This window comes from Streptomyces sp. NPDC059169 (genome assembly GCF_042755225.1).
Taxonomy (GTDB): domain Bacteria; phylum Actinomycetota; class Actinomycetes; order Streptomycetales; family Streptomycetaceae; genus Streptomyces.
Window position 1 is genome coordinate 100,311 of the sequence record NZ_JBHZCF010000004.1, and the last position, 21,025, is coordinate 121,335.

General features: G+C 72.0%; 15 protein-coding genes. 7 read left to right on the plus strand and 8 right to left on the minus strand.

Going from position 1 to position 21,025, the window contains the following annotated elements:
* The first annotated feature begins 24 nt into the window (after positions 1-24).
* Together dxs and ACFXOM_RS09040 are read left to right on the plus strand one after the other, a co-directional pair.
* Positions 25-1,938, plus strand: coding sequence for a 1-deoxy-D-xylulose-5-phosphate synthase (gene dxs / locus ACFXOM_RS09035; protein WP_384933501.1), 1,914 nt, complete (start codon positions 25-27; stop codon positions 1,936-1,938).
* 193 nt (positions 1,939-2,131) lie between these two features.
* Positions 2,132-3,643 (plus strand): amino acid permease, encoded by a 1,512-nt coding sequence (locus ACFXOM_RS09040; protein ID WP_384933498.1) that lies wholly within the window; start codon positions 2,132-2,134, stop codon positions 3,641-3,643.
* A gap of 131 nt (positions 3,644-3,774) precedes the next feature.
* Here the strand turns inward: ACFXOM_RS09040 and ACFXOM_RS09045 are convergent, their stop codons facing one another.
* Positions 3,775-4,158 carry an NTP pyrophosphohydrolase gene (locus ACFXOM_RS09045; protein WP_384933496.1) on the minus strand — a complete coding sequence of 128 codons (384 nt, stop codon included), beginning with the start codon at positions 4,156-4,158 and terminating at the stop codon, positions 3,775-3,777.
* 113 nt (positions 4,159-4,271) lie between these two features.
* On the opposite strand from ACFXOM_RS09045, the gene ACFXOM_RS09050 reads away from it, so the two are divergent.
* A complete protein-coding gene (locus ACFXOM_RS09050) occupies positions 4,272-5,426 on the plus strand; it encodes a hypothetical protein (RefSeq protein ID WP_385037481.1) in 1,155 nt (384 codons plus the stop codon).
* Between the two features lie 605 nt (positions 5,427-6,031).
* Here ACFXOM_RS09050 and ACFXOM_RS09055 read toward each other — a convergent pair.
* The 5 genes from ACFXOM_RS09055 to ACFXOM_RS09075 all read right to left on the minus strand — a co-directional run bounded on the left by ACFXOM_RS09055 (position 6,032) and on the right by ACFXOM_RS09075 (position 13,451).
* Positions 6,032-8,161, minus strand: a complete 2,130-nt coding sequence (locus ACFXOM_RS09055; RefSeq protein WP_385037484.1) for a 3-hydroxyacyl-CoA dehydrogenase NAD-binding domain-containing protein — start codon at positions 8,159-8,161, stop codon at positions 6,032-6,034.
* Between the two features lie 73 nt (positions 8,162-8,234).
* Entirely contained in the window at positions 8,235-9,485 is a 1,251-nt protein-coding gene (locus tag ACFXOM_RS09060; RefSeq protein ID WP_384933489.1) for a thiolase family protein, read from the minus strand.
* A 685-nt stretch (positions 9,486-10,170) separates the two neighbouring features.
* Entirely contained in the window at positions 10,171-11,451 is a 1,281-nt protein-coding gene (locus ACFXOM_RS09065; protein WP_384933486.1) for an HRDC domain-containing protein, read from the minus strand.
* A 79-nt stretch (positions 11,452-11,530) separates the two neighbouring features.
* Complete coding sequence (locus tag ACFXOM_RS09070) at positions 11,531-12,193, minus strand: response regulator transcription factor (RefSeq protein WP_093651875.1); 663 nt, start codon at positions 12,191-12,193, stop codon at positions 11,531-11,533.
* 592 nt (positions 12,194-12,785) lie between these two features.
* The gene (locus tag ACFXOM_RS09075) at positions 12,786-13,451 is read right to left on the minus strand and encodes a DUF3000 domain-containing protein (RefSeq protein ID WP_384933482.1); all 666 of its coding nucleotides are present in this window, start codon (positions 13,449-13,451) and stop codon (positions 12,786-12,788) included.
* 90 nt (positions 13,452-13,541) lie between these two features.
* Between ACFXOM_RS09075 and hemE the strand changes: the two genes are divergently transcribed.
* Both hemE and ACFXOM_RS09085 read left to right on the plus strand, forming a co-directional pair.
* Positions 13,542-14,654: a uroporphyrinogen decarboxylase gene (hemE, locus tag ACFXOM_RS09080; protein ID WP_384933479.1), complete on the plus strand. Its 1,113-nt coding sequence runs from the start codon at positions 13,542-13,544 to the stop codon at positions 14,652-14,654.
* 92 nt (positions 14,655-14,746) lie between these two features.
* On the plus strand, positions 14,747-16,039 hold the full coding sequence (locus ACFXOM_RS09085; protein ID WP_385037487.1) for an acyltransferase family protein: 1,293 nt from the start codon (positions 14,747-14,749) through the stop codon (positions 16,037-16,039).
* Positions 16,040-16,135: 96 nt separating this feature from the next.
* On the opposite strand, the gene ACFXOM_RS09090 is transcribed toward ACFXOM_RS09085, so the two are convergent.
* Entirely contained in the window at positions 16,136-17,509 is a 1,374-nt protein-coding gene (locus ACFXOM_RS09090; protein ID WP_384933473.1) for an FAD-dependent oxidoreductase, read from the minus strand.
* 28 nt (positions 17,510-17,537) lie between these two features.
* The gene (locus tag ACFXOM_RS09095) at positions 17,538-18,473 is read right to left on the minus strand and encodes a DUF4349 domain-containing protein (RefSeq protein ID WP_384946595.1); all 936 of its coding nucleotides are present in this window, start codon (positions 18,471-18,473) and stop codon (positions 17,538-17,540) included.
* Positions 18,474-18,611: 138 nt separating this feature from the next.
* Between ACFXOM_RS09095 and hemG the strand changes: the two genes are divergently transcribed.
* Entirely contained in the window at positions 18,612-20,072 is a 1,461-nt protein-coding gene (gene hemG / locus ACFXOM_RS09100) for a protoporphyrinogen oxidase (RefSeq protein WP_384933467.1), read from the plus strand.
* 4 nt (positions 20,073-20,076) lie between these two features.
* Complete coding sequence (gene hemQ, locus ACFXOM_RS09105) at positions 20,077-20,790, plus strand: hydrogen peroxide-dependent heme synthase (protein WP_384933465.1); 714 nt, start codon at positions 20,077-20,079, stop codon at positions 20,788-20,790.
* Positions 20,791-21,025: the final 235 nt, after the last annotated feature.

Genomic DNA, 21,025 nt, shown 5'->3' on the forward strand with positions numbered 1-21,025 from the left:
CAGCTCAAACGCAAGGAGGCACGGGTGGCGTTGCTTACCCGTATCAGGGGACCGCGCGATCTGGACCGGCTGACCCCGGAGCAGCTCGACCAGCTGGCAGCAGAGATCCGGACCTTCCTCGTGGACGCCGTCTCCAAGACCGGCGGCCACCTCGGCCCCAACCTCGGTGTGGTCGAGCTGACCATCGCCCTGCACAGAGTCTTCGACTCACCGAAGGACAAGGTGCTCTGGGACACCGGGCACCAGAGCTACGTCCACAAGCTCCTGACCGGTCGCCAGGACTTCTCCCGGCTCAAGATGAAGGACGGCCTCTCCGGCTATCCCGCGCGCTCCGAGTCGGAGCACGACGTCATCGAGAACTCCCACGCCTCGACGGTGCTCGGCTGGGCGGACGGGCTGGCCAAGGCCAACGAGGTCCTGAAGAAGGACGACCACGTCGTCGCGGTGATCGGTGACGGCGCCCTCACCGGAGGCATGGCCTGGGAGGCGCTGAACAACATCGCGGACGCCAAGGACCGCCCGCTCGTGATCGTCGTCAACGACAACGAGCGTTCCTACGCGCCCACCATCGGCGGCCTGGCCAACCACCTGGCGACCCTGCGCACCACCGACGGTTACGAGCGCTTCCTCGCCCGGGGCAAGGAGATCCTCGAGCGAACCCCGGTCGTCGGTAGGCCGCTGTACGAGACCCTGCACGGCGCGAAGAAGGGCCTGAAGGACTTCATCGCCCCCCAGGGCATGTTCGAGGACCTCGGGCTGAAGTACGTCGGGCCGATCGACGGCCATGACATCGAGGCGTTGGAGTCCGCCCTGGCGCGCGCCAAGCGGTTCGGCGGCCCGGTCATCGTCCACTGCCTCACCGAGAAGGGCCGCGGCTACCAGCCCGCGCTCCAGGACGAGGCGGACCGCTTCCATGCCGTCGGCAAGATCCACCCCGACACCGGTCTGCCGATCGCGAGCTCCGGTCTCGACTGGACCTCCGTCTTCGGCGAGGAGATGGTCGCGCTCGGCGGGGAGCGCGAGGACATCGTCGCGATCACCGCGGCGATGCTCCAGCCCGTCGGTCTCGACAAGTTCGCCAAGGCCTATCCCGACCGGGTGTACGACGTCGGCATCGCCGAGCAGCACGGCGCGGTCTCGGCCGCCGGCCTCGCGACCGGTGGTCTGCACCCCGTCTTCGCGGTGTACGCCACCTTCCTCAACCGGGCCTTCGACCAGGTGCTGATGGACGTCGCGCTGCACCGGTGCGGAGTGACGTTCGTGCTGGACCGTGCGGGTGTCACCGGTACCGACGGGGCTTCGCACAACGGCATGTGGGACATGTCGATCCTGCAGGTGGTGCCCGGGCTGCGGATCGCCGCTCCGCGCGACGCCGACCAGGTCCGCGCCCAGCTGCGCGAGGCCGTCGAGGTCGACGACGCCCCGACCGTGGTCCGCTTCTCGAAGGGCGCGGTCGGCCCGGCCGTCAAGGCCGTCGAACGGGTGGGCGGCATGGACGTACTGCGCCGGGCCGGCACGGACCGGCCCGACGTCCTTCTCGTCTCCGTGGGCGCGCTCGCCCCCATGTGCCTGGAGGTCGCGGACCTCCTCGACAAGCAGGGGATCTCCACGACGGTGGTCGACCCGCGCTGGGTCAAGCCGGTGGACGAGGCTCTCGCCCCGCTCGCCGAGCAGCACCGCGTCGTGGTGACGGTCGAGGACAACAGCCGCGTCGGAGGCGTCGGCTCGGCGGTGTCCCAGGCACTGCGCGACGCCGGAGTGGACATGCCGCTGCGGGACTTCGGCATCCCTCCGCGCTTCCTCGACCATGCCTCCCGCAAGGAGGTCATGGCCGAGATCGGGCTGACCGCGCCGGACATCGCCCGCCAGGTCACCGGCCTGGTCGCCAGGCTCGACGGTCGTCTGGAGGACGCACCGGCCGAGGCCGCGCGCGACTGAGTCGAACAAGCGTCCGGGTCGTCGTGCCCTCAAGGCGGGTCGTTCCCAGGGGACGGCCCGCCTGCCGCGTTCTCGGGGTGAGTCGCCGAACGCGGCATAGGGCGCTATTTGCGTGAAATGTCTGTTTTCGGCGCGCGGTTCGGCGAATCCGCCTCGACCATGGATGCAGACCCATGGGCACGGAGGTACGCCGGTGAGCACAGAACAGCAGCCCCGTCAGGACCCCGGGGTGTTCCGGACCAAGACGGTGGAGCAGTCGATCCGCGACACCGAGGAGCCCGAGCACGCACTGAGGAAGTCCCTCACCGCGTGGGACCTCACCGTCTTCGGCGTCGGAGTCATCATCGGCACGGGCATCTTCGTCCTCACCGGCATCGCCGCCAGGGACAACGCCGGCCCTGCCACGTCCCTCTCCTTCGTCGCCGCGGGCATCGTCTGTGCCCTCGCAGCGCTCTGCTACGCCGAGTTCGCGTCCACCGTGCCGGTCGCCGGCTCGGCGTACACCTTCTCCTACGCATCGATCGGCGAGCTGCCGGCCTGGATCATCGGCTGGGACCTGGTCCTGGAATTCGCACTCGGCACCGCCGTGGTGGCGGTCGGCTGGTCCGGGTACGCGCGGCACCTGCTGCACACCAACCTCGGCTGGGACCTGCCGGTCGCGTTGTCCGGGCCCGACGCGGGCGGGTCCTTCGACCTGCTCGCCTTCCTCCTGGTGCTGGCGCTGACCGCCATCCTGGTCATCGGGATGAAGCTGTCGGCCCGGATCACCGCGATCGTCGTCGTCGTCAAGGTCACGGTCGTGCTGATGGTCATCATCGCCGGCCTGTTCTTCATCAAGGCGTCCAACTACTCGCCGTTCATCCCGCCGGCCCAGCCGCAGGAGGCAGGCGGCGGTTGGAAGGCGCCGCTGATCCAGGTGCTCTTCGGCTACGAGCCCACCAACTTCGGCGTGATGGGCATCTTCACCGCCGCCTCCCTCGTCTTCTTCGCCTTCATCGGCTTCGACGTCGTGGCCACCGCAGCGGAAGAGACCAAGAACCCCCAGCGGGACATGCCCCGCGGCATCCTGGGCTCCCTGCTCATCTGCACGGTGCTCTACGTCGCCGTGACGCTGGTCGTCACCGGGATGCAGCGCTACACGGAGATGTCGGCGACCGCGCCGCTCGCCGATGCGTTCAAGTCCGTCAACCAGCCGTTCTTCAGCGGTGCCATCAGTCTGGGTGCGATCGTCGGCCTCATCACGGTCTGCATGATCCTTTTGCTGGGGCAGACCCGGGTGTTCTTCGCGATGAGCCGCGACGGACTGCTCCCGCGCTTCTTCTCCGTCACCCACCCGACATTCCGTACGCCCTACCGCGCGACCATCCTGCTCGGTGTGATCATCTCGGTCCTCGCGGGCTTCACCAGCCTCGAGAAACTCGCGGAGCTGGTCAACATCGGTACCCTCTTCGCCTTCGTGGTCGTCGCCCTCGGCGTCATCGTCCTCCGCCGCACCCGGCCCGATCTGCACCGAGCCTTCCGCACCCCGTGGGTACCGGTGATCCCCATCCTCTCCATCGCGGCCTCCGTCTGGCTGATGCTCAACCTGCCCACCGAGACCTGGCTCCGGTTCGGCGTGTGGATGGCCGTCGGCTGCGTCGTCTACTTCCTCTACGGGCGCGGCCACAGCCGGCTCGGGAAGCTGGGCAAGGACGCGAAGTTCTGACGCTCCGGACGCGGGCACCGTCCCTCCACGGGCCGTGCCTGCGCGGCCGTCCCGCCCGCCCAGCCCCGGTCGACCGCGACCGCGCGGGGCCGACCGCGGTCCGGGTGCAGCACCCGCTGGGCGGGGCGGGCTCACGCAGGGCGGACCGCCCGCGGCCCCATCGTCCGGGCCCCCAACTCCTCGACGCGCCTGCGCAGCCCGCGGTCCGCCGTGACGGCGATCCGGATCCGGTCCGGCGCCCGGGCGACGAGCTCGACGATGTGGTCGTCCCCGCTTCCCGGCGCCGACTCGACCCGTACGCCCGGCACCGATCCCACCCCTCGCGCGCGCCCCTCCACGACCAGGACCACCTCGGCCGGACCGGGGTGGCCGGGCACCCCCGCCTCGGCGAAGGCGACGAGCGCATCACGCAGTCGCTCGGTGGCCCCCGCCCGGTCCCGCCACCAGCCGTCCGGTACCGAACCGACGACGTTCGCGGCGTCCACGATCACGAGGACCGGCTCGTCAGTGCCCATGCCACGAGGGTGGCACAGCCGGCGCCTCGGGGCGGCCTTCGGGCCTTCCGCCGAGTGTTATCGTCACGTAGATCAAGCGCTTGCACGGGGTTCGGGAAGGTGGGCGACGAGCCATGGCACTGCGGTCTGTGCGGAGGTCGAAGCGTGGGACGGGCGAGGCCCGGGAAACCGACGGGCTGTCACGCCGTACGCTGCGCGCGGTGCCGTCCCTCCCGGTGGACCCCTCACTGCCCCCGACCACCGGTTGGCTGCTGCGCGGCAAGGACGGCCGGCTCACCGCCTACGCCCCGGGCCCCGAGGGCGTGCTGCGCTGGACCGAGACCCGGGCCGGCGGCCCCGAATGGACCGGCCCCGAGCTCTTCCGCGCGCCGGGGCTGGTGCCGTACCTGGCGATCGCCCAGGACAGCGACGGTTACGTACAGCTCGTCGCGCTGCGCCGGACGCCCGCCGCCGGCGGCGAGATCGCCACGGAGGTCGTCCAGACCATCCAGTACCAGTCGGGCCGTCCGATGCGGGACTGGTACGCGCTCGGCACGCCCTACCCGCAGGACCGGGCGCTCGCGGCGCAGATAGGGCTGCCGGCCGCCGTCGTGGACGGGGAGGGCTCTCTGCACGTCTTCGTGCGCAACGCGGGCGGCGGTGTCTGCGGCCGCAGCCAGGTGCCCAACGGAAAGTGGAACAAGTGGGCGGACTTCAAAGGCAGCGGCATGCTGGGTCTGCCCGCCGCCGCGGCCACCGACCACGGGCTGATGGAGGTCCTCGCACCGACCGATGACGTCGTCATGCGGTGGACGCAGGAGACCGCGGGCGTGAAGTTCCAGCGCGCCGCGGACATCACGGCATCGGCCGCGAACGGCTCGGTCACCTCGGAGCGCACGGGCCGCGAGCGCCTCACCCACGTCTGGCGCGATGCATCCTCCGGCACCGTCCATGCCTGGCGCGCGGGCATGGACCCGGTCGCTCTGGGCGGTGACGGCGGAAGCGGGCCGGTCGCCCTGCTGCGCACTCCGGTGGACGGCCGCGACTGCACGATCCTCGCCCAGCGCGGCAAGGACGGGCGGCCCGCGATCGCCGCCTACCCGACGGAAGACGAGACAGCCGGCGCGGACTGGACCTCCACGGGCGAGCCGTGCGTCGGCGCGCCCGCCCTGGCGATCGACGGCAACGGCCGGGTCGTCCTGGCCGCGTTCAGCGCGGACGGTTCGCTGCGGGTGACCCGCCAGAAGGCCGAAACGGGGCTGGCGATGGGGGCCTGGACCCGGGCCTGAGAGGCGGCGCGGGGGCGGTGGCACGCGGGCTCCGGACGGGCCGGACGGCGCTCCGGTGCTGCTGGCCTGGCCTGGCCGCCACGCCCGTCTCCTGCGCCCGCGGACCGTGGTGCCGCGGCGTGCCGACCATCGAGGTTCACCCGATCGTGTGGTCGGAGTAGGCGGCCGATCCGCCGCCGGTCCCGTCCCGTCCGTTGTGCCACCGGCCGTGTCCACCGGTACCGGCGGGCCCCGACACGTCCCCTCGACCGCAGAGAGCCCCGACGGGAGCGGACCACAGGGGGAGCGGGAACGGTCCTCTCCGCAGGGTGGGACGCCCGTGACCGCGGTGGGCTCCTGCCTGCGCTCCCCCGAGGCAGCGTAGGCAGGGATGCCTGCGCGAGTACGCGCGCCACGGCCCGCAGCCCGGTCGCACGGCTGCCCGGAACACGGGTCGCGGACGCCCCTGGGGCACCGCGGCGTGTGGCGCGGTGTGCCCGCTCCGGTGTCCCGTGCCGGGGCGCTCCAGCGCGAAGAGCCGCCCCACGGGAGCGGCCCGAAGCAGTGCGAGAGCAGCCCGAAGGGCCGTACGGGCAGATCCCGTACGGCCCTTCGGCTCGGATCCGTTACGCCGGGACGCTCGCCACGCCCTGCGCCAGGAACTTCTTCCCGTTCACCCGCTCGGACACGCCCTCGCGGTCCAGGTACGGCGTGATGCCGCCGAGGTGGAAGGGCCAACCCGCACCGGTGATCAGGCAGAGGTCGATGTCCTGCGCCTCGGCGACGACACCCTCCTCCAGCATCAGGCCGATCTCCTGGGCCACCGCGTCCAGGACGCGGTCGCGCACCTGCTCCTCCGTCAGGACGCTGTCGCCCTGCTCGAGGAGCGCAACAACCTCGGGGTCGAGCTCGGGCTTGCCGGAGTCGTAGACGTAGAAGCCGCGCTTGCCGGCCTCGACGACCGCCTTGAGGTTCGGGGAGACCGTGAAGCGCTCCGGGAAGGCGCGGTTCAGGGTCTCGGAGACGTGCAGGCCGATCGCCGGACCGACGAGCTCCAGCAGTACCAGCGGCGACATCGGCAGACCGAGGGGCTCGATGGCCTTCTCGGCGGTAGCCACCGGGGTGCCCTCGTCGATGACGTTCTGGATCTCGCCCATGAAGCGGGTGAGGATGCGGTTCACGACGAACGCCGGGGCGTCCTTGGTGAGAACCGCGGTCTTCTTCAGCTTCTTCGCGACGCCGAAGGCGGTGGCGAGGGACGCGTCGTCCGTCTTCTCGCCGCGCACGATCTCCAGCAGCGGCAGGACGGCGACCGGGTTGAAGAAGTGGAAGCCGACCACCCGCTCCGGGTGCTGGAGCTTGGAGGCCATCTCGGACACCGACAGCGAGGAGGTGTTCGTGGCGAGGATCGCGTGCGCCGGGGCGACGGCCTCGACCTCCGCGAACACCTTCTGCTTGACGGACATCTCCTCGAACACGGCCTCGATGACGAAGTCCGCGTCCGCGAAGCCCTCGGCCTTGTCGAGGACACCGGTCACCAGGGCCTTGAGGCGGTTGGCCTTGTCCTGGTTGATCCGGCCCTTGCCGAGGAGCTTCTCGATCTCGGCGTGGACGTAGCCCACGCCCTTGTCGACGCGCTCCTGGTCGATGTCGGTGAGGACCACCGGGACCTCCAGGCGGCGCAGGAAGAGCAGCGCCAGCTGGGAGGCCATCAGACCGGCGCCGACGACGCCGACCTTGGTGACCGGGCGGGCCAGGGACTTGTCCGGGGCACCGGCCGGGCGCTTGCCGCGCTTCTGCACCAGGTTGAAGGCGTAGATGCCGGACCGCAGTTCGCCGCCCATGATGAGGTCGGCGAGGGCGGTGTCCTCGGCGTCGAAGCCCTTCTGCAGGTCGCCGTCCTTGGCCGCCTCGACGATGTCGAGGGCGCGGTACGCCGCCGGGGCCGCACCGTGCACCTTGGAGTCGGCGATGAACCGGCCGCGCGCGACGGCCTGGTCCCAGGCGTCACCGCGGTCGATCCCGGGGCGCTCGACCACGATCTCGCCCTTGAGGACGGACGCGGTCCAGATCAGCGACTGCTCCAGGAAGTCGGCGCCCTCGAAGATCGCGTCGGCGATGCCGAGCTCGAAGACCTGCTTGCCCTTGAGTTGCTTGTTCTGGTTGAGCGAGTTCTCGATGATCACCGAGATCGCACGGTCCGCCCCGATCAGGTTGGGCAGGATCGTGCAGCCGCCCCAGCCGGGAACCAGCCCGAGGAAGACCTCGGGGAGCGAGAAGGCCGGCAGGGCCTGCGACACCGTGCGGTAGGAGCAGTGCAGACCGACCTCGACGCCGCCGCCCATCGCCGCACCGTTGTAGTACGCGAAGGTCGGGACGGCCAGCGCGGACAGGCGCTTGAAGACGTCGTGGCCGCCCTTGCCGATGGCGAGCGCGTCCGAGTGCTGCTTCAGCAGCTCGACGCCCTTGAGGTCCGCACCGACGGCGAAGATGAACGGCTTGCCGGTGATGCCGACACCGACGATGTCGCCGTTCGTTGCCTCGGTCTCGACCTTGTCGATCGCGGCGTTGAGGTTGGCCAGCGACTGTGGGCCGAACGTGGTCGGCTTCGTGTGGTCGAGACCGTTGTCCAGCGTGATGAGGGCGAACTTGCCCGCGCCGCCGGGGAGGTCGAGGTGGCGCACGTGCGCCTGGGTGACGACCTCGTCCGGGAACAGCTCGGCCGCGCCCTTCAGGAGCTCAGCAGTGGTGCTCATGCCGCAACCTCGCTTCGCTCGGTGGGGCATTCGCACATGCTGCACCTCTCCATGGTTCGCTCGCTGCGCTCGCTCACTTGTTGCCTCCGGCGTCCTTGTGGTGCGGGTTCTCCCAGATCACGGTGGCGCCCATGCCGAAGCCGACGCACATCGTGGTGAGGCCGTAGCGGACCTCCGGCTGCTCCTCGAACTGCCGGGCCAACTGCGTCATCAGACGGACGCCGGAGGAGGCGAGCGGGTGGCCGAAGGCGATGGCACCGCCGTACTGGTTGACACGGGCGTCGTCGTCGGCGATGCCGTAGTGCTCGAGGAAGGCGAGGACCTGGACGGCGAAGGCCTCGTTGATCTCGAACAGGCCGATGTCCTCGATGGACAGGCCGGCCTGGGCGAGGGCCTTCTCGGTCGCCGGGATCGGGCCGTAGCCCATGACCTCGGGCTCGACGCCGGCGAAGGAGTAGCTGACCAGACGCATCTTGACCGGGAGGTTGTTCTCGCGGGCGAAGTCCTCGGAGGCGATGAGCGAGGCGGTGGCGCCGTCGTTCAGACCCGCGGCGTTGCCGGCGGTTACTCGGCCGTGGACGCGGAACGGGGTCTTCAGGCCCTGGAGGTTGTCCAGCGTGGTGCCCGGGCGCATCGGCTCGTCTGCGGTGACCAGGCCCCAGCCGGTCTCGCCGGCCTCACCCGCGGCGGAGCCGCCCTCGGGTACGGCGGTGCGGCGCACCGCGATCGGCACCAGGTCCTGCTGGATCTTGCCGTTGGCGTACGCCTTGGCGGCCTTCTCCTGCGAACGCACGGCGTACTCGTCGGCGCGCTGCTTGGTGATCGTGGGGTAGCGGTCGTGCAGGTTCTCGGCGGTCATGCCCATGAAGAGGGCGGACTGGTCGACGAGCTTCTCCGACACGAAGCGCGGATTGGGGTCGACGCCCTCGCCCATCGGGTGGCGGCCCATGTGTTCGACGCCGCCGGCGACGGCGATGTCGTAGGCGCCGAAGGCCACGCTGCCCGCGACCGTGGTCACGGCGGTCAGAGCGCCGGCACACATGCGGTCGATGGAGTAGCCGGGGACGGACTGCGGCAGGCCCGCGAGGATGCCGGCCGTGCGACCGATGGTCAGGCCCTGGTCGCCGATCTGCGTGGTCGCGGCGATGGCGACCTCGTCGATCTTCTTGGGGTCGAGGTCCGGGTTGCGGCGCAGCAGCTCCCGGATCGCCTTCACGACGAGATCGTCGGCGCGGGTCTCGTGGTAGATGCCCTTCGGGCCCGCCTTGCCGAACGGGGTGCGGACGCCGTCGACGAAGACGACGTCCCTGACGGTACGAGGCACGATGGCTCTCCTCCAGGGTGCGGGGTGGCACTGCTGCGTGCGCACGCCTAAGCGTGCGCTTGCTCCCTCATGCTACTTGTGGGTAACCAGGTTGCCCACCCCTCGGCACGGGAGCGGCGAACGTCACACGGGCCTGACGGCGGGATCCGCGGTGTCCGGAAGGTGGTCACCCGATCGGGCGCCCGTGCGAGCTCCGCGGCAGGACGGCGATTCCACCCTGCGGATCCAGGCCGGGTACCGGTCCGCGGTTCCCGGAGGCGTCCGGGGCGGGGCCTTCGACCGGGTGGGACGCGAGCCCCGTGCCGCAGGCGGTCGCGGGCAGCGGGGTCGTTCCGGTGCAGGACGGTTACCCCGGCCGGGCTGTCCCCACGCACGGGACGGCACGGACGTGTGCCGGTTGAGCCGACCGGGTGATCCCGGGGTGCCGGGCGGGCGGAACGAACGGCCTGGTGGTCCCGGCGTCCGTCGCTGCGGGCGCGCACGGGCGGCGCCCCGGCCGTCGGTGCGGCCAGGGAGCCAGGCGGTGTGCCGGCAGTGCCCGTCCTTCCCGGCGCGTCGCCGTTGCGCAGGGCGGTCGGCACTGGGCGTGCGCCGCCCGGGAGGACGAACGGAACCGGCACCCCTGCGTCCGGCCCTCGCGGGGCGGTCCGCACGGACCACCTGCGTCCGGCCCTCGCCGGACCCGTCAGGCGCTCGCCTGAAGAGCCGCCGTCAGCAGCGGCGTCACCAACTCCACCTGCCACGTACGCGCACCGAGCGCCCGCAGCGCCGCCGCCACCGCCTCGGTGGTCGGCTCCGGAGGCTCCCAGCACAGCCGGCGCACCGTGTCCGGTGTGATCAGGTTCTCCTGGGGGAGGCTGAGTTCCTCCGCGAGCGCCGACACCGCGGCGCGCGCCGCGGAGAGCCGGGCCGCTGCCGCCGGGTCCTTGTCCGCCCAGGAGCGCGGCGGCGGAGGGCCCGTCACCGACTGCCCCGGTTGCGGGAGTTCGGCGTCCGGGAGGGCGCGTGCCCGGTCCACGGCCGCCTGCCACTGCTCCAGTTGCCGCCTTCCCATCCGGTGCCCGAAACCGCTCAGGGCGGTCAGGGCGTGCACGTTCGCCGGTAGGGCCAGGGCCGCCTCGACGATCGCCGCGTCACTCAGCACCTTGCCGGGGGAGACGTCCCTGCGCTGCGCCACCTTGTCCCGCGCGGTCCACAGCTCGCGCACGACCGCCATCTGCCGCCGGCGGCGCACCTTGTGCATCCCCGAGGTGCGGCGCCAGGGGTCCTTGCGCGGGGGAGCGGGCGGCGCGGACGCGATGGCGTCGAACTCCTGCCGGGCCCACTCTCCCTTCCCCTGCCGGTCGAGCTCCTTCTCCAGGGCGTCCCGCAGGTCCACCAGCAGCTCGACGTCGAGCGCGGCGTAGCGCAGCCAGGGGTCGGGCAGCGGGCGGGTCGACCAGTCCACGGCGGAGTGGCCCTTCTCCAGGGCGTAGCCGAGGACCGACTCGACCATGGCCCCGAGGCCGACCCGGGGGAAGCCTGCGAGTCGTCCGGCCAGCTCGGTGTCGAAGATCCGGGTCGGCACCATGCCTATCTCGCGGAGGCACGGGAGGTCCTGGGTGGCGGCGTGCAGGATCCACTCCGAGCCGGCCAGAGCCTCGCCGAGCCCGGACAGGTCGGAACACCCGACGGGGTCGACGAGCGCGGTGCCGGCGCCTTCGCGGCGCAGCTGCACGAGGTACGCGCGTTGTCCGTACCGGTAGCCGGACGCCCGCTCGGCGTCCACGGCGACGGGCCCGCTGCCCGCCGCGAACGCGGCGACGACGGATGCGAGGGCTTCGGGGGTCGACACCACCGGGGGGATGCCCTCGCGCGGCTCCAGCAAGGGGATCGGCACCCTCTCGACTGCGAGGCCGTCGTCCGGGGGGCCGCCCCCGGCGGTTCGCAGGTTCGGCTCTGCTGCGGTCTCTTGGGCGTCGGTCACCTGTCAAGGGTATCTGTGAACGGACGGCGTCCGTCGACGGAACGTTCCGTCGACGGACGCCGGTGCGGTGTCGAACGGGTCAGTGGATGATGCCGGTCCGCAGTGCCACGGCCACCATCCCGGCGCGGTCGCCCGTGCCGAGCTTGCGCGCGATGCGGGCGAGGTGGCTCTTCACCGTCAGGGCGGACAGGCCCATCGAAACGCCGATCGCCTTGTTCGACTGGCCCTCGGCGACGAGGCGGAGCACCTCCACTTCCCGGCCCGAGAGCTCGCGGTAGCCGCCCGGGTGGCTCGGGGCGCCGGGGGGACGGCGGTGCAGCCGGGCGGCCGCGGCGCCGATCGGGGCGGCGCCGGGACGGGTGGGATGACCGAGGTTCGTACGCGTACCGGTGACGACGTAGCCCTTGACCCCACCGGCCAGTGCGTTGCGAACCGCGCCGATGTCGTCGGCTGCGGAGAGGGCGAGGCCGTTGGGCCAACCCGCGGCACGGGTCTCCGACAGCAGGGTGAGCCCGGAACCGTCGGGCAGGTGGACGTCGGCAACGCAGATGTCGCGTGGGTTGCCGACGCGGGGACGAGCCTCCGCGATGGACGACGCCTCGATGACATCGCGCACCCCGAGCGCCCACAGGTGGCGGGTGACGGTGGAACGGACGCGCGGGTCGGCCACGACGACCATGGCCGTCGGCTTGTTGGGGCGGTAGGCGACCAGGCTTGCGGGCTGCTCGAGGAGAACGGACACCAGGCCTCCTGGGAAGGTGCGGGACGGCGCCGGCTCGGGGATGAGGCCGGGGCGAACCGGGCTTGAAGGGTCACCACCTCTTCGGCACCAAACCAGCGCTCCTTTAGAGAAAGATCACGATTTGGTGAGTAACAATTCCGGCAATTCGGACGCATGATCGATCATCTTATGATCGCGCCCGCGGGTGACCGGGGCAGTCGTTCGGGCCCCGGTCACCGGCACGGGAGGCGAGTCGACGGGGAAGCCCGCGGGCGCGTCCTGAGGTGGCGAGGGGTGGGTGTCGGCGCGAGCGAAGGCGTCCGCGGCGCCACCTCCACCGTGCGGTAGGAGCCTCCCGCTCCCTGCCCCCACGGTGGAAGCCCGCGCCCCGCAGCACCGCGCCGTCGCACACTGTGTGGGCCGCGGATCGCGCACGCCCGCCGGTGCGGGCTCCTCCCGACACCATCCCGCGAAAATGGCCGGAATTCGCCCACGCGGGAGCCCGTCCGGGGAGGCTGCGGGCCGTGCCCGCGTGCCGGCGGGGCCCGGGCTTTGACGGACCCCCCGGGCTTTGACGGACCACCGGCTTCGACGGGCCTGCCGTGCCTCGCTGCTACGGGGCCTGTGGACCGCGGCGTTGGGGCAGTGACACGACGCCGCCGTCCGGGCCGCCCGCGAGCGCCGGCGGTAGGCCGGCGAGCTGGCAGAGGAGGTCGCACCAGGCCGCCAGGTGCGTCGCCGCGTCCGGGGCGCCGTCGAGCCCGGTGCGCGGCGTCCAGGAGGCCCGGATCTCGATCTGGGTCGCCGGCCGGCGGTTCGCGAGTCCCCCGAAGTAGTGGGACCCGGCGCGGGTGACGGTGCCGCTCGGCTCGCCGTAGGACAGGCCCCGCGCCTGAAGCGCCCCCGTCAGCCACGACCAGCACACGTCGGGCAGCAGCGGATCCGCCGCCATCTCCGGCTCGAGCTCCGCACGCACCAGCGTCACCAGGCGGAAGGTGCCCTGCCACGCGTCGTGCCCGGCCGGGTCGTGGAGCAGGACGAGCCGCCCGTCAGCGAGGTCCTCGCCGTCGTGGACGACCGCTGCCTCCAGGGCGTACGCGTGCGGCGCGAGACGCTGCGGCGGCCGAGCCGCCTCGATCTCGATCTCCGGCCTGAGCCGCACCGCACGCAGTGCGTCGACCGCGAGCCCGAACGCACGCGGACCGGAGCTCCGCTCCACGCCCTCCGTGCCTCCCGTACCGTCGGAATGATCGGAAAACTGTCCCTGAGCCGCAGCCATGCGGGGAAGAGTAGGCGGAACGCGAGCCCCGTGCAGGGAGAGACACCCGGGCCGACCGCGCTCCTTGCGCCACATGCGAAGATTCTGGGCGTGAGCGCCAACGACCTCCCCCACCCCCAGAGCTTCGCGCCGGCCGGTGACATCCCGGCCCCTGGCCAGCAGATCACGACCGATGCCCTCCGGGAGTCCGCCTTCCTCAAGGCGTGCCGCCGCGAGCCCGTGCCGCACACGCCGGTCTGGTTCATGCGGCAGGCGGGGCGGTCGCTGCCCGAGTACCTCAAGGTGCGCGAAGGCATTCCGATGCTCGAGTCGTGCATGCGACCGGAGCTGGTCACCGAGATCACGCTGCAGCCCGTACGCCGCCACAAGGTCGATGCCGCCATCTACTTCAGCGACATCGTCGTCCCCCTCAAGGCCATCGGCATCGACCTCGACATCAAGCCCGGCGTCGGCCCGGTCGTCGCCGAGCCGATCCGCCGCCGCGAGGACCTCGCACGGCTGCGCGACCTGACCCCGGACGACGTCGCCTACGTCACGGAAGCGATCGGCATGCTCACCGGCGAGCTCGGCAGCACCCCGCTGATCGGCTTCGCGGGCGCGCCGTTCACCCTCGCCAGCTACCTCGTCGAAGGCGGACCCTCCCGCAACCACGAGCACACCAAGGCGATGATGTACGGCGCCCCCGAGCTCTGGGCCGACCTGCTCGACCGCCTCGCGGACATCACCACCGCCTTCCTCACGGTGCAGATCGAGGCCGGCGCGAGCGCCGTGCAGCTCTTCGACTCCTGGGTCGGCGCACTCGCTCCCGCGGACTACCGGCGGTCGGTCATGCCCGCGTCGACGAAGGTGTTCCGGGCCGTCGAGGGGTACGGGGTCCCGCGCATCCACTTCGGCGTCGGCACGGGCGAGCTCCTCGGCCTGATGGGCGAGGCCGGCGCGGACGTCGTCGGCGTGGACTGGCGCGTCCCGCTGGACGAGGCCGCCCGCCGCGTGGGTCCCGGCAAGGCGCTGCAGGGCAACCTGGACCCGGCGGTCCTCTTCTCCTCGCGCGAGGCTGTCGAGGAGAAGACCCGGGAGGTACTGGAGGCGGCGAGCGGCGTGGAGGGCCACGTCTTCAACCTCGGCCACGGCGTGCTGCCGACGACGGACCCCGACGCCCTGACCCGGCTCGTGGAGTACGTCCACACCCGGACGGCGCGCTAGGAGCGGCAGGGGGCACCGGACCCGAGGGCGGGAGGAACGTCGCGGGGAGAGGCGGTTCCTGCCCGCGCGGCACGGCTTGTTAGGGTCCGCGGGTGAGATCGCGAATATCTGTTCTCCCCGCGGCAGCCCGTCTCGGGTGGCTCGACGCCGTCCGGGGGATCGCGGCCCTGATCGTCGCCCTGCACCACCTGAGCAACGACCTGTTCGTGGGTTTCGGAGCGGCCGTGCGCGAGTGGTTCGACCCCGGAATCTTCGGGGTGATGGCTTTCTTCCTGGTCAGCGGGTACATCGTGCCGGCATCGCTGGAGCGCCGCGGGGACGTGCGGGCGTTCTGGATCGGCCGGTTGTTCCGGCTGTACCCGCTGTGCGTGGTGGTCCTCGTCGCCGCGGCCGTGCTGCTGCCGCGGAGCGCCGGCGCAGTCGACCCCTCCGTTCACGACCACGCGCTGCTCGCAGCGGTCGCCAACGGCACCATGCTGCAGGACCTGTTGGGGATACGCAGCGGTCTCTCGGTGATGTGGACGCTGACCTACGAGATGGTGTTCTACTACCTGGTGACCATGTTGTTCATGGTCGGCGCCCATCGCCGCAGCGGCTCCGCCGCGGTCGTGCTCGCGGGGGCGGCACTGTTCCTCGGGCCGTGGGCGGCAGGGTGGAGCCTGCGCCCCGACCTGTCCGTCCGCACGCTCGTCGCGGGCACCGCCCTGCTGGTGGGACTCGGGCTGCTGTGCCTGCTCAGCGGCAGCCGGCCGGCGCAGCTGGCGGGGGCCACGATGCTGTCCGGGCTGGGTCTGGTGCTCATGATCGCCAATTCGCGGTCGACCCCGTGGGAGAGCCTGCTCATCCTGGCCACGATGTTCTGCGGGACCGTGATCTACCGTGCCGAGCGGGGACAACTCGGCCGGGGCGCGGCATGGGCCTGCTGCGGCGTCGTGCTCGCGGCGGGGACGACGGCGGGACTGCTCTACAACGACGGGCCGGCGCAGATCCGCACCTGGACCGCGTCCCCCACGGCCTGGGTCAGCGCGTTCCTCGCGGGCTGGGCGCTGTTCGGGGTGGCTCTCCTGCTGCGCCGCCACCGCATGCCCCGGGCCCTGACCTGGCTGGGCGTGGTCAGTTTCTCCGTGTACCTGCTGCACCGCCCGCTGATCTCCGTGCTGTCCCGGCTGATGGCGCACGTGGGACACCCCCGCGGAGCCGCGCAGTTGCTCTGGCTGCTCGCCTTCCTCGTCGTCCTGTTCGTGCTGAGCGCCCTCACCTACCACCTGGTGGAGCTGCCCGGGCAGCGGCTCGGCCGACGGCTGCAGAGCCGTCGTCGTCGCCCGCGCGCGGGCGACGACCGGGCGGTGCCCGGGAAGACCGAGGAGCAGCGGGTACTGGTCTGACCGCCCCCGGGGGGCCTGCGCGGCTCCCCGCACGTCCCGCGCCGCGCCACCGAGGGGCGCCGGTCCCACGCCCCCTTCGCCCGCGACGTGTCCGGGTCAGCCGCCCGCGGCGCGCACGGCCGCCGTCGCCTTCCGCGCCGCCACCAGCACCGGATCCCACACCGGGGAGAACGGCGGTGCGTAGCCGAGGTCCAGGGCGGTCATCTGCTCCACCGTCATCCCGGCGGTCAGCGCGACCGCCGCGACGTCCACCCGCTTCGCCGCGCCCTCACGACCCACGATCTGCACGCCCAGCAGGCGTCCCGTGCGGAGCTCGGCGAGCATCTTGACGGTCATCGGGGCAGCGTCCGGGTAGTAACCCGCACGGCTCGTCGACTCGACGTTCACCGTCACGAAGCGCAGTCCCACCTCGCGGGCGTCCTTCTCGCGCAGACCCGTGCGGGCGATCTCCAGGTCGCACACCTTGCTCACGGCCGTGCCGACGACGCCCGGGAAGGTCGCGTAGCCGCCGCCCACGTTGGCGCCGATGACCTGGCCGTGCTTGTTCGCGTGCGTACCGAGAGCGACGTGGCGCTCCAGGCCCGACACCAGGTCGTGCACCTCGACGCAGTCGCCGCCGGCCCAGATGTTCTCGTGACCGCGCACCCGCATGGCACGGTCGGTGAGCAACCCCCCGTACACCCCGAGGGGCAGGCCGGCCGCCCCCGCGAGGGTCGTCTCCGGCTCCACGCCGATCCCCAGCACCACCACGTCGGCCGGGTACTCCCCCTCCGCCGTCGACACCGCACGCACCCGGCCGTCCCCGCCGGTGGGGATGCCCGTCACATCGGCGTCGTCGACGGTGGTGATGCCCAGGGCGTCCATCGCCCCGTGCACCAGCAGGCCCATGTCGGGGTCCAACGTCGCCATCGGCTGCTCCCCGCGGTTGACGACCGTGACGTCGAAGCCGCGTTTCAGCAGCGCTTCCGCCATTTCCACACCGATGTAGCCGGCGCCGACGACCACCGCGCGGCGGCCCGCCGTCCTGCCGAGCGTGTCCAGCAGGGCCTGACCGTCGTCGAGGGTCTGCACGCCGTGCACCCCCGGGGCGTCGATCCCCGGCAGCCGAGGCCGCACCGGCCGGGCACCGGTCGCGATGACGAGCTTGTCGAAGCCCGTCCACGTCTCGGTGCCCGCCACCAGGTCCCGGGACCTGACCCGCTGGGCCGCGACGTCGATCTCCGTGACCTCGTGGCGCATCCGGAGGTCGATACCGCGCTCCCGGTGTTCCTCGGGCGTCCGTGCGATGAGCGAGTCCCGCTCCGCCACGTCGCCACCGACCCAGTACGGGATGCCGCACGCCGAGTACGAGGCGAAGGGGGAGCGCTCGAACGCGACGATCTCCAGCGCTCGCGGATCCTTCAGCCTGCGTGCCTGTGACGCGGCGGACATGCCTGCCGCGTCGCCGCCGATGACCACCAGTCGTTCCATGCGGAACACGCTACGGGGGAGCGGCCGTTCAGTCCCGCTCGGAGGTCGGGAAGGGGGCGGCACCCGACCGGACGGCCGGAGCCGGCACGGCGCGCCCGGTGAGCCGCGGGCGGACGAGCCACCGCCACACCGCGTACAACACCGCGAGGACGACGGCGAACGGCGCCACCGCTCCCAGCACCACACCCGTCCACCGCACCGCCGCCGTCAGCGCGTGCCAGCCCCCCGCCAGCGCGTCCAGGAACCCGGGACCGTTCCCTTCGTCCGCGGGCACGGGCCGCTCGGGCTCGGACAGCTCCAGCGTGATCGTCGCCATCTCCGTACGGTCCTTCAACGAGGCCTGCTGGGCGAGCAGCGACTCCAGCGCCGCCTGACGATTGCTCAACTCGCCCTCCAGCGTGACGATGTCGCTCAGCTGCGTCGCCCGGTCCATCAGGGCACGCACCCGCGCCACGCTGGCGCGCTGCGTCGCGATCCTGCTCTCGACGTCGACCACCTGGTCGGTGACGTCCTTGGCGTCGGCCTTGCGGGACAGCAGCCTGCCGGCGCCGGCCAGTTCCGCCAGGACCGCGGAGTAGTGGTCCTGCGGGACGCGGAGCACCACCCGGGTCTGCACGTGTGTGTCGTCGACCCGCTCGGTCGACTCGTTGGCGACGTGTCCGCCCGCGCCGTCGACCGTCGTACGGATCGAAGCGAGCGCCTTCGTCGCGTCCCCCACCTCCACCGACAGCTCGGCCGTCCTGATGATGTGCGTCGCCGTGGGCACGGGCCGCTGCGCGCCGCCCGCGGGCGGCTTCGCGGCCGTGTCACCACTGCCGGGTGCGCCCGCCTTCGCGTCGGCTTCCGCCGGCTGCGCCCGTTGGTCGCCCGCGGTCGACGCCGAGACGTCCTCGGTCGCGCTGCAGCCGGCCAGCGCGAGCGAGGCGATGAGGAGTGCTGCCGCGACCGTACGTCGTGCACCCATGTCGGTCCCCCAAGGGTGGTGGTTGATGGTGCAGGTTCGACGCCGGAGGCGGGGTGGGGGTTGCCGTTCTCCGATTCCGAAGCAGTCACGGTCAGGACTCGTTACGGGTCGCCCGGGGGCGTTTGAGAGAGTGGGGGCATGCCGAGCACTTCAGAGCACCCGGACACGCAGCGTCCAGACGCACCCACGGGCCACGTCGTCGTCATCGGCGGCGGTATCGCCGGACTCGCGGCCGCGCACCGGCTGCTGACCGCGGGAGCGCGGGTGACCGTGCTGGAGGGCTCGGACCGGCTCGGCGGCAAGCTCCACGCGGGGGAGATCGCCGGTGCCCGCGTGGACCTGGGTGCCGAATCCATGCTCGCCCGCCGCCCCGAGGCGGTGGACCTCGCCCGTGCCGTCGGCCTCGGTGACCGGCTGCAGCCCCCGGCCACCACGACCGCCTCGGTCTGGACCCGGGGCGCGCTCCGACCTATGCCCAAGGGGCATGTGATGGGCGTCCCGGACGGCGCCACTGCGCTCACCGGGTTCCTCTCCGCCGAGGGCCTCGCCCGGATCGAGCAGGAACGCGACCTGCCCCCGGCCGAGCTCGACGACGACGTGGCCGTCGGCGCCTACGTCGCACAGCGCCTCGGTCGCGAGGTCGTCGACCGGCTCGTCGAGCCGCTGCTCGGGGGCGTGTACGCGGGCGACGCCTACCGCATTTCGATGCAGGCGTCCGTCCCCGCGCTCTTCGAGGCGGCCAGGGCCGCCCACGGATCGCTGCTGGACGGTGTGCGCGAGGTACGGCGACGGACCGTGCAGCAGCAGGCGGCCGGCCCCGTGTTCATGGGTCTCGACGGCGGCATCGGTACCCTCCCGCTCGCGGTCGCCGACGCCGTACGGGCCGGTGGCGGGGAGATCCGCACCGAGACGCCGGTGCTGGGTCTGACCCGCACCGCGGACGGCTGGCGCGTGCGTACCGACCGGGGCCACGTCGATGCCGACGGCGTCGTCCTGGCCGCACCCGCCTGGTCGGCCTCCGTGCTGCTCGCCGACGAGGCGCCCGCCGCCTCCGCGGAGCTCGCCCGGGTCGAGTACGCCTCGATGGCACTGGTGACCCTGGCGTTCCGGCGCAGCGAGGTGGCCGGGCTCCCTGCCGGATCCGGCTTCCTCGTCCCGCCCGTGGACGGCCGCACCATCAAGGCGTCGACCTTCTCCGCCCAGAAGTGGCAGTGGGTCGCAGACGGCGCGCCGGACCTCTTCGTCCTGCGCACCTCCGTGGGCCGCTACGGCGAGGAGGACCAGTTGGAGCGGGAGGACGCCGACCTGGTCGCGGTGTCCCTGGCGGACCTGGGCGAGGCGACCGGACTCGCCGCCCGCCCGGTCGCCACCGACGTCACGCGCTGGATCGACGGCCTCCCGCAGTACCCGGTGGGTCACCTCGCCCGCGTCGCTCGGGTCCGGGACGCCGTCGCGAAGCTGCCCGGCCTGCGGGTCTGCGGTGCGGCCTACGACGGTGTCGGCATCCCCGCGTGCATCGGCAGCGGGCAGCGCGCGGCGGAAGAGATCATCGCCACGACCCCCCTGGTACGGGGCACTGTCCGCGACGGGCGAGAATAGCGTCATGAGTGCGCCAGAAAAGATTCCGAACGCCGGTAAGAAGGCGAAGGACCTCAACGAGGTCATCCGCTACACCCTGTGGTCAGTCTTCAAGCTGCGCGACGTGCTGCCCGAGAACCGTGCCGGCTACGCCGACGAGGTCCAGGAGCTTTTCGACCAGCTCGCCGCCAAGGACGTCACCATTCGTGGCACGTACGACGTCTCGGGTCTGCGGGCCGACGCGGACCTGATGATCTGGTGGCACGCGGAGACCTCGGACGAGCTCCAGGAGGCGTACAACCTGTTCCGCCGCACTCGGCTCGGACGAGCTCTGGAGCCGGTCTGGTCGAACATGGCGCTGCACCGCCCCGCCGAGTTCAACAAGTCGCACATCCCGGCCTTCCTGGCCGACGAGACGCCGCGGAACTACGTCTCCGTCTACCCCTTCGTACGCTCCTACGACTGGTACCTGCTGCCCGACGAGGACCGTCGCCGCATGCTCGCCGACCACGGCAAGATGGCGCGCGGCTATCCGGACGTGCGGGCCAACACGGTCGCCTCGTTCTCCCTGGGCGACTACGAGTGGATCCTCGCCTTCGAGGCCGACGAGTTGTACCGCATCGTCGACCTCATGCGGCACCTGCGTGCCTCCGAGGCCCGGATGCACGTTCGCGAAGAAGTGCCGTTCTTCACCGGCCGCCGCAGGTCGGTGGCGGAACTGGTGGCCGGGCTCGCCTGAACGGCGCCCGTGTGACCCCGGTGGCGGCCCGGAACGGTCCGCCACCGCCATGACCCGGAAGATCAGACAGCCGGCGGCAGCCTCCGCTCGACCGTCCGCTGGTCCAGCGACACCGGGTCCGGCTGCGGGTGCGGGGGGGAGGTTGCGTGTCGCACCAGGGGCCCCCTTCTTTTTCAGGAGCCCCCGGAACACAAGGGGTGTTTCCTCGTAACAACGGAAGTTGTACCGCCAAGGG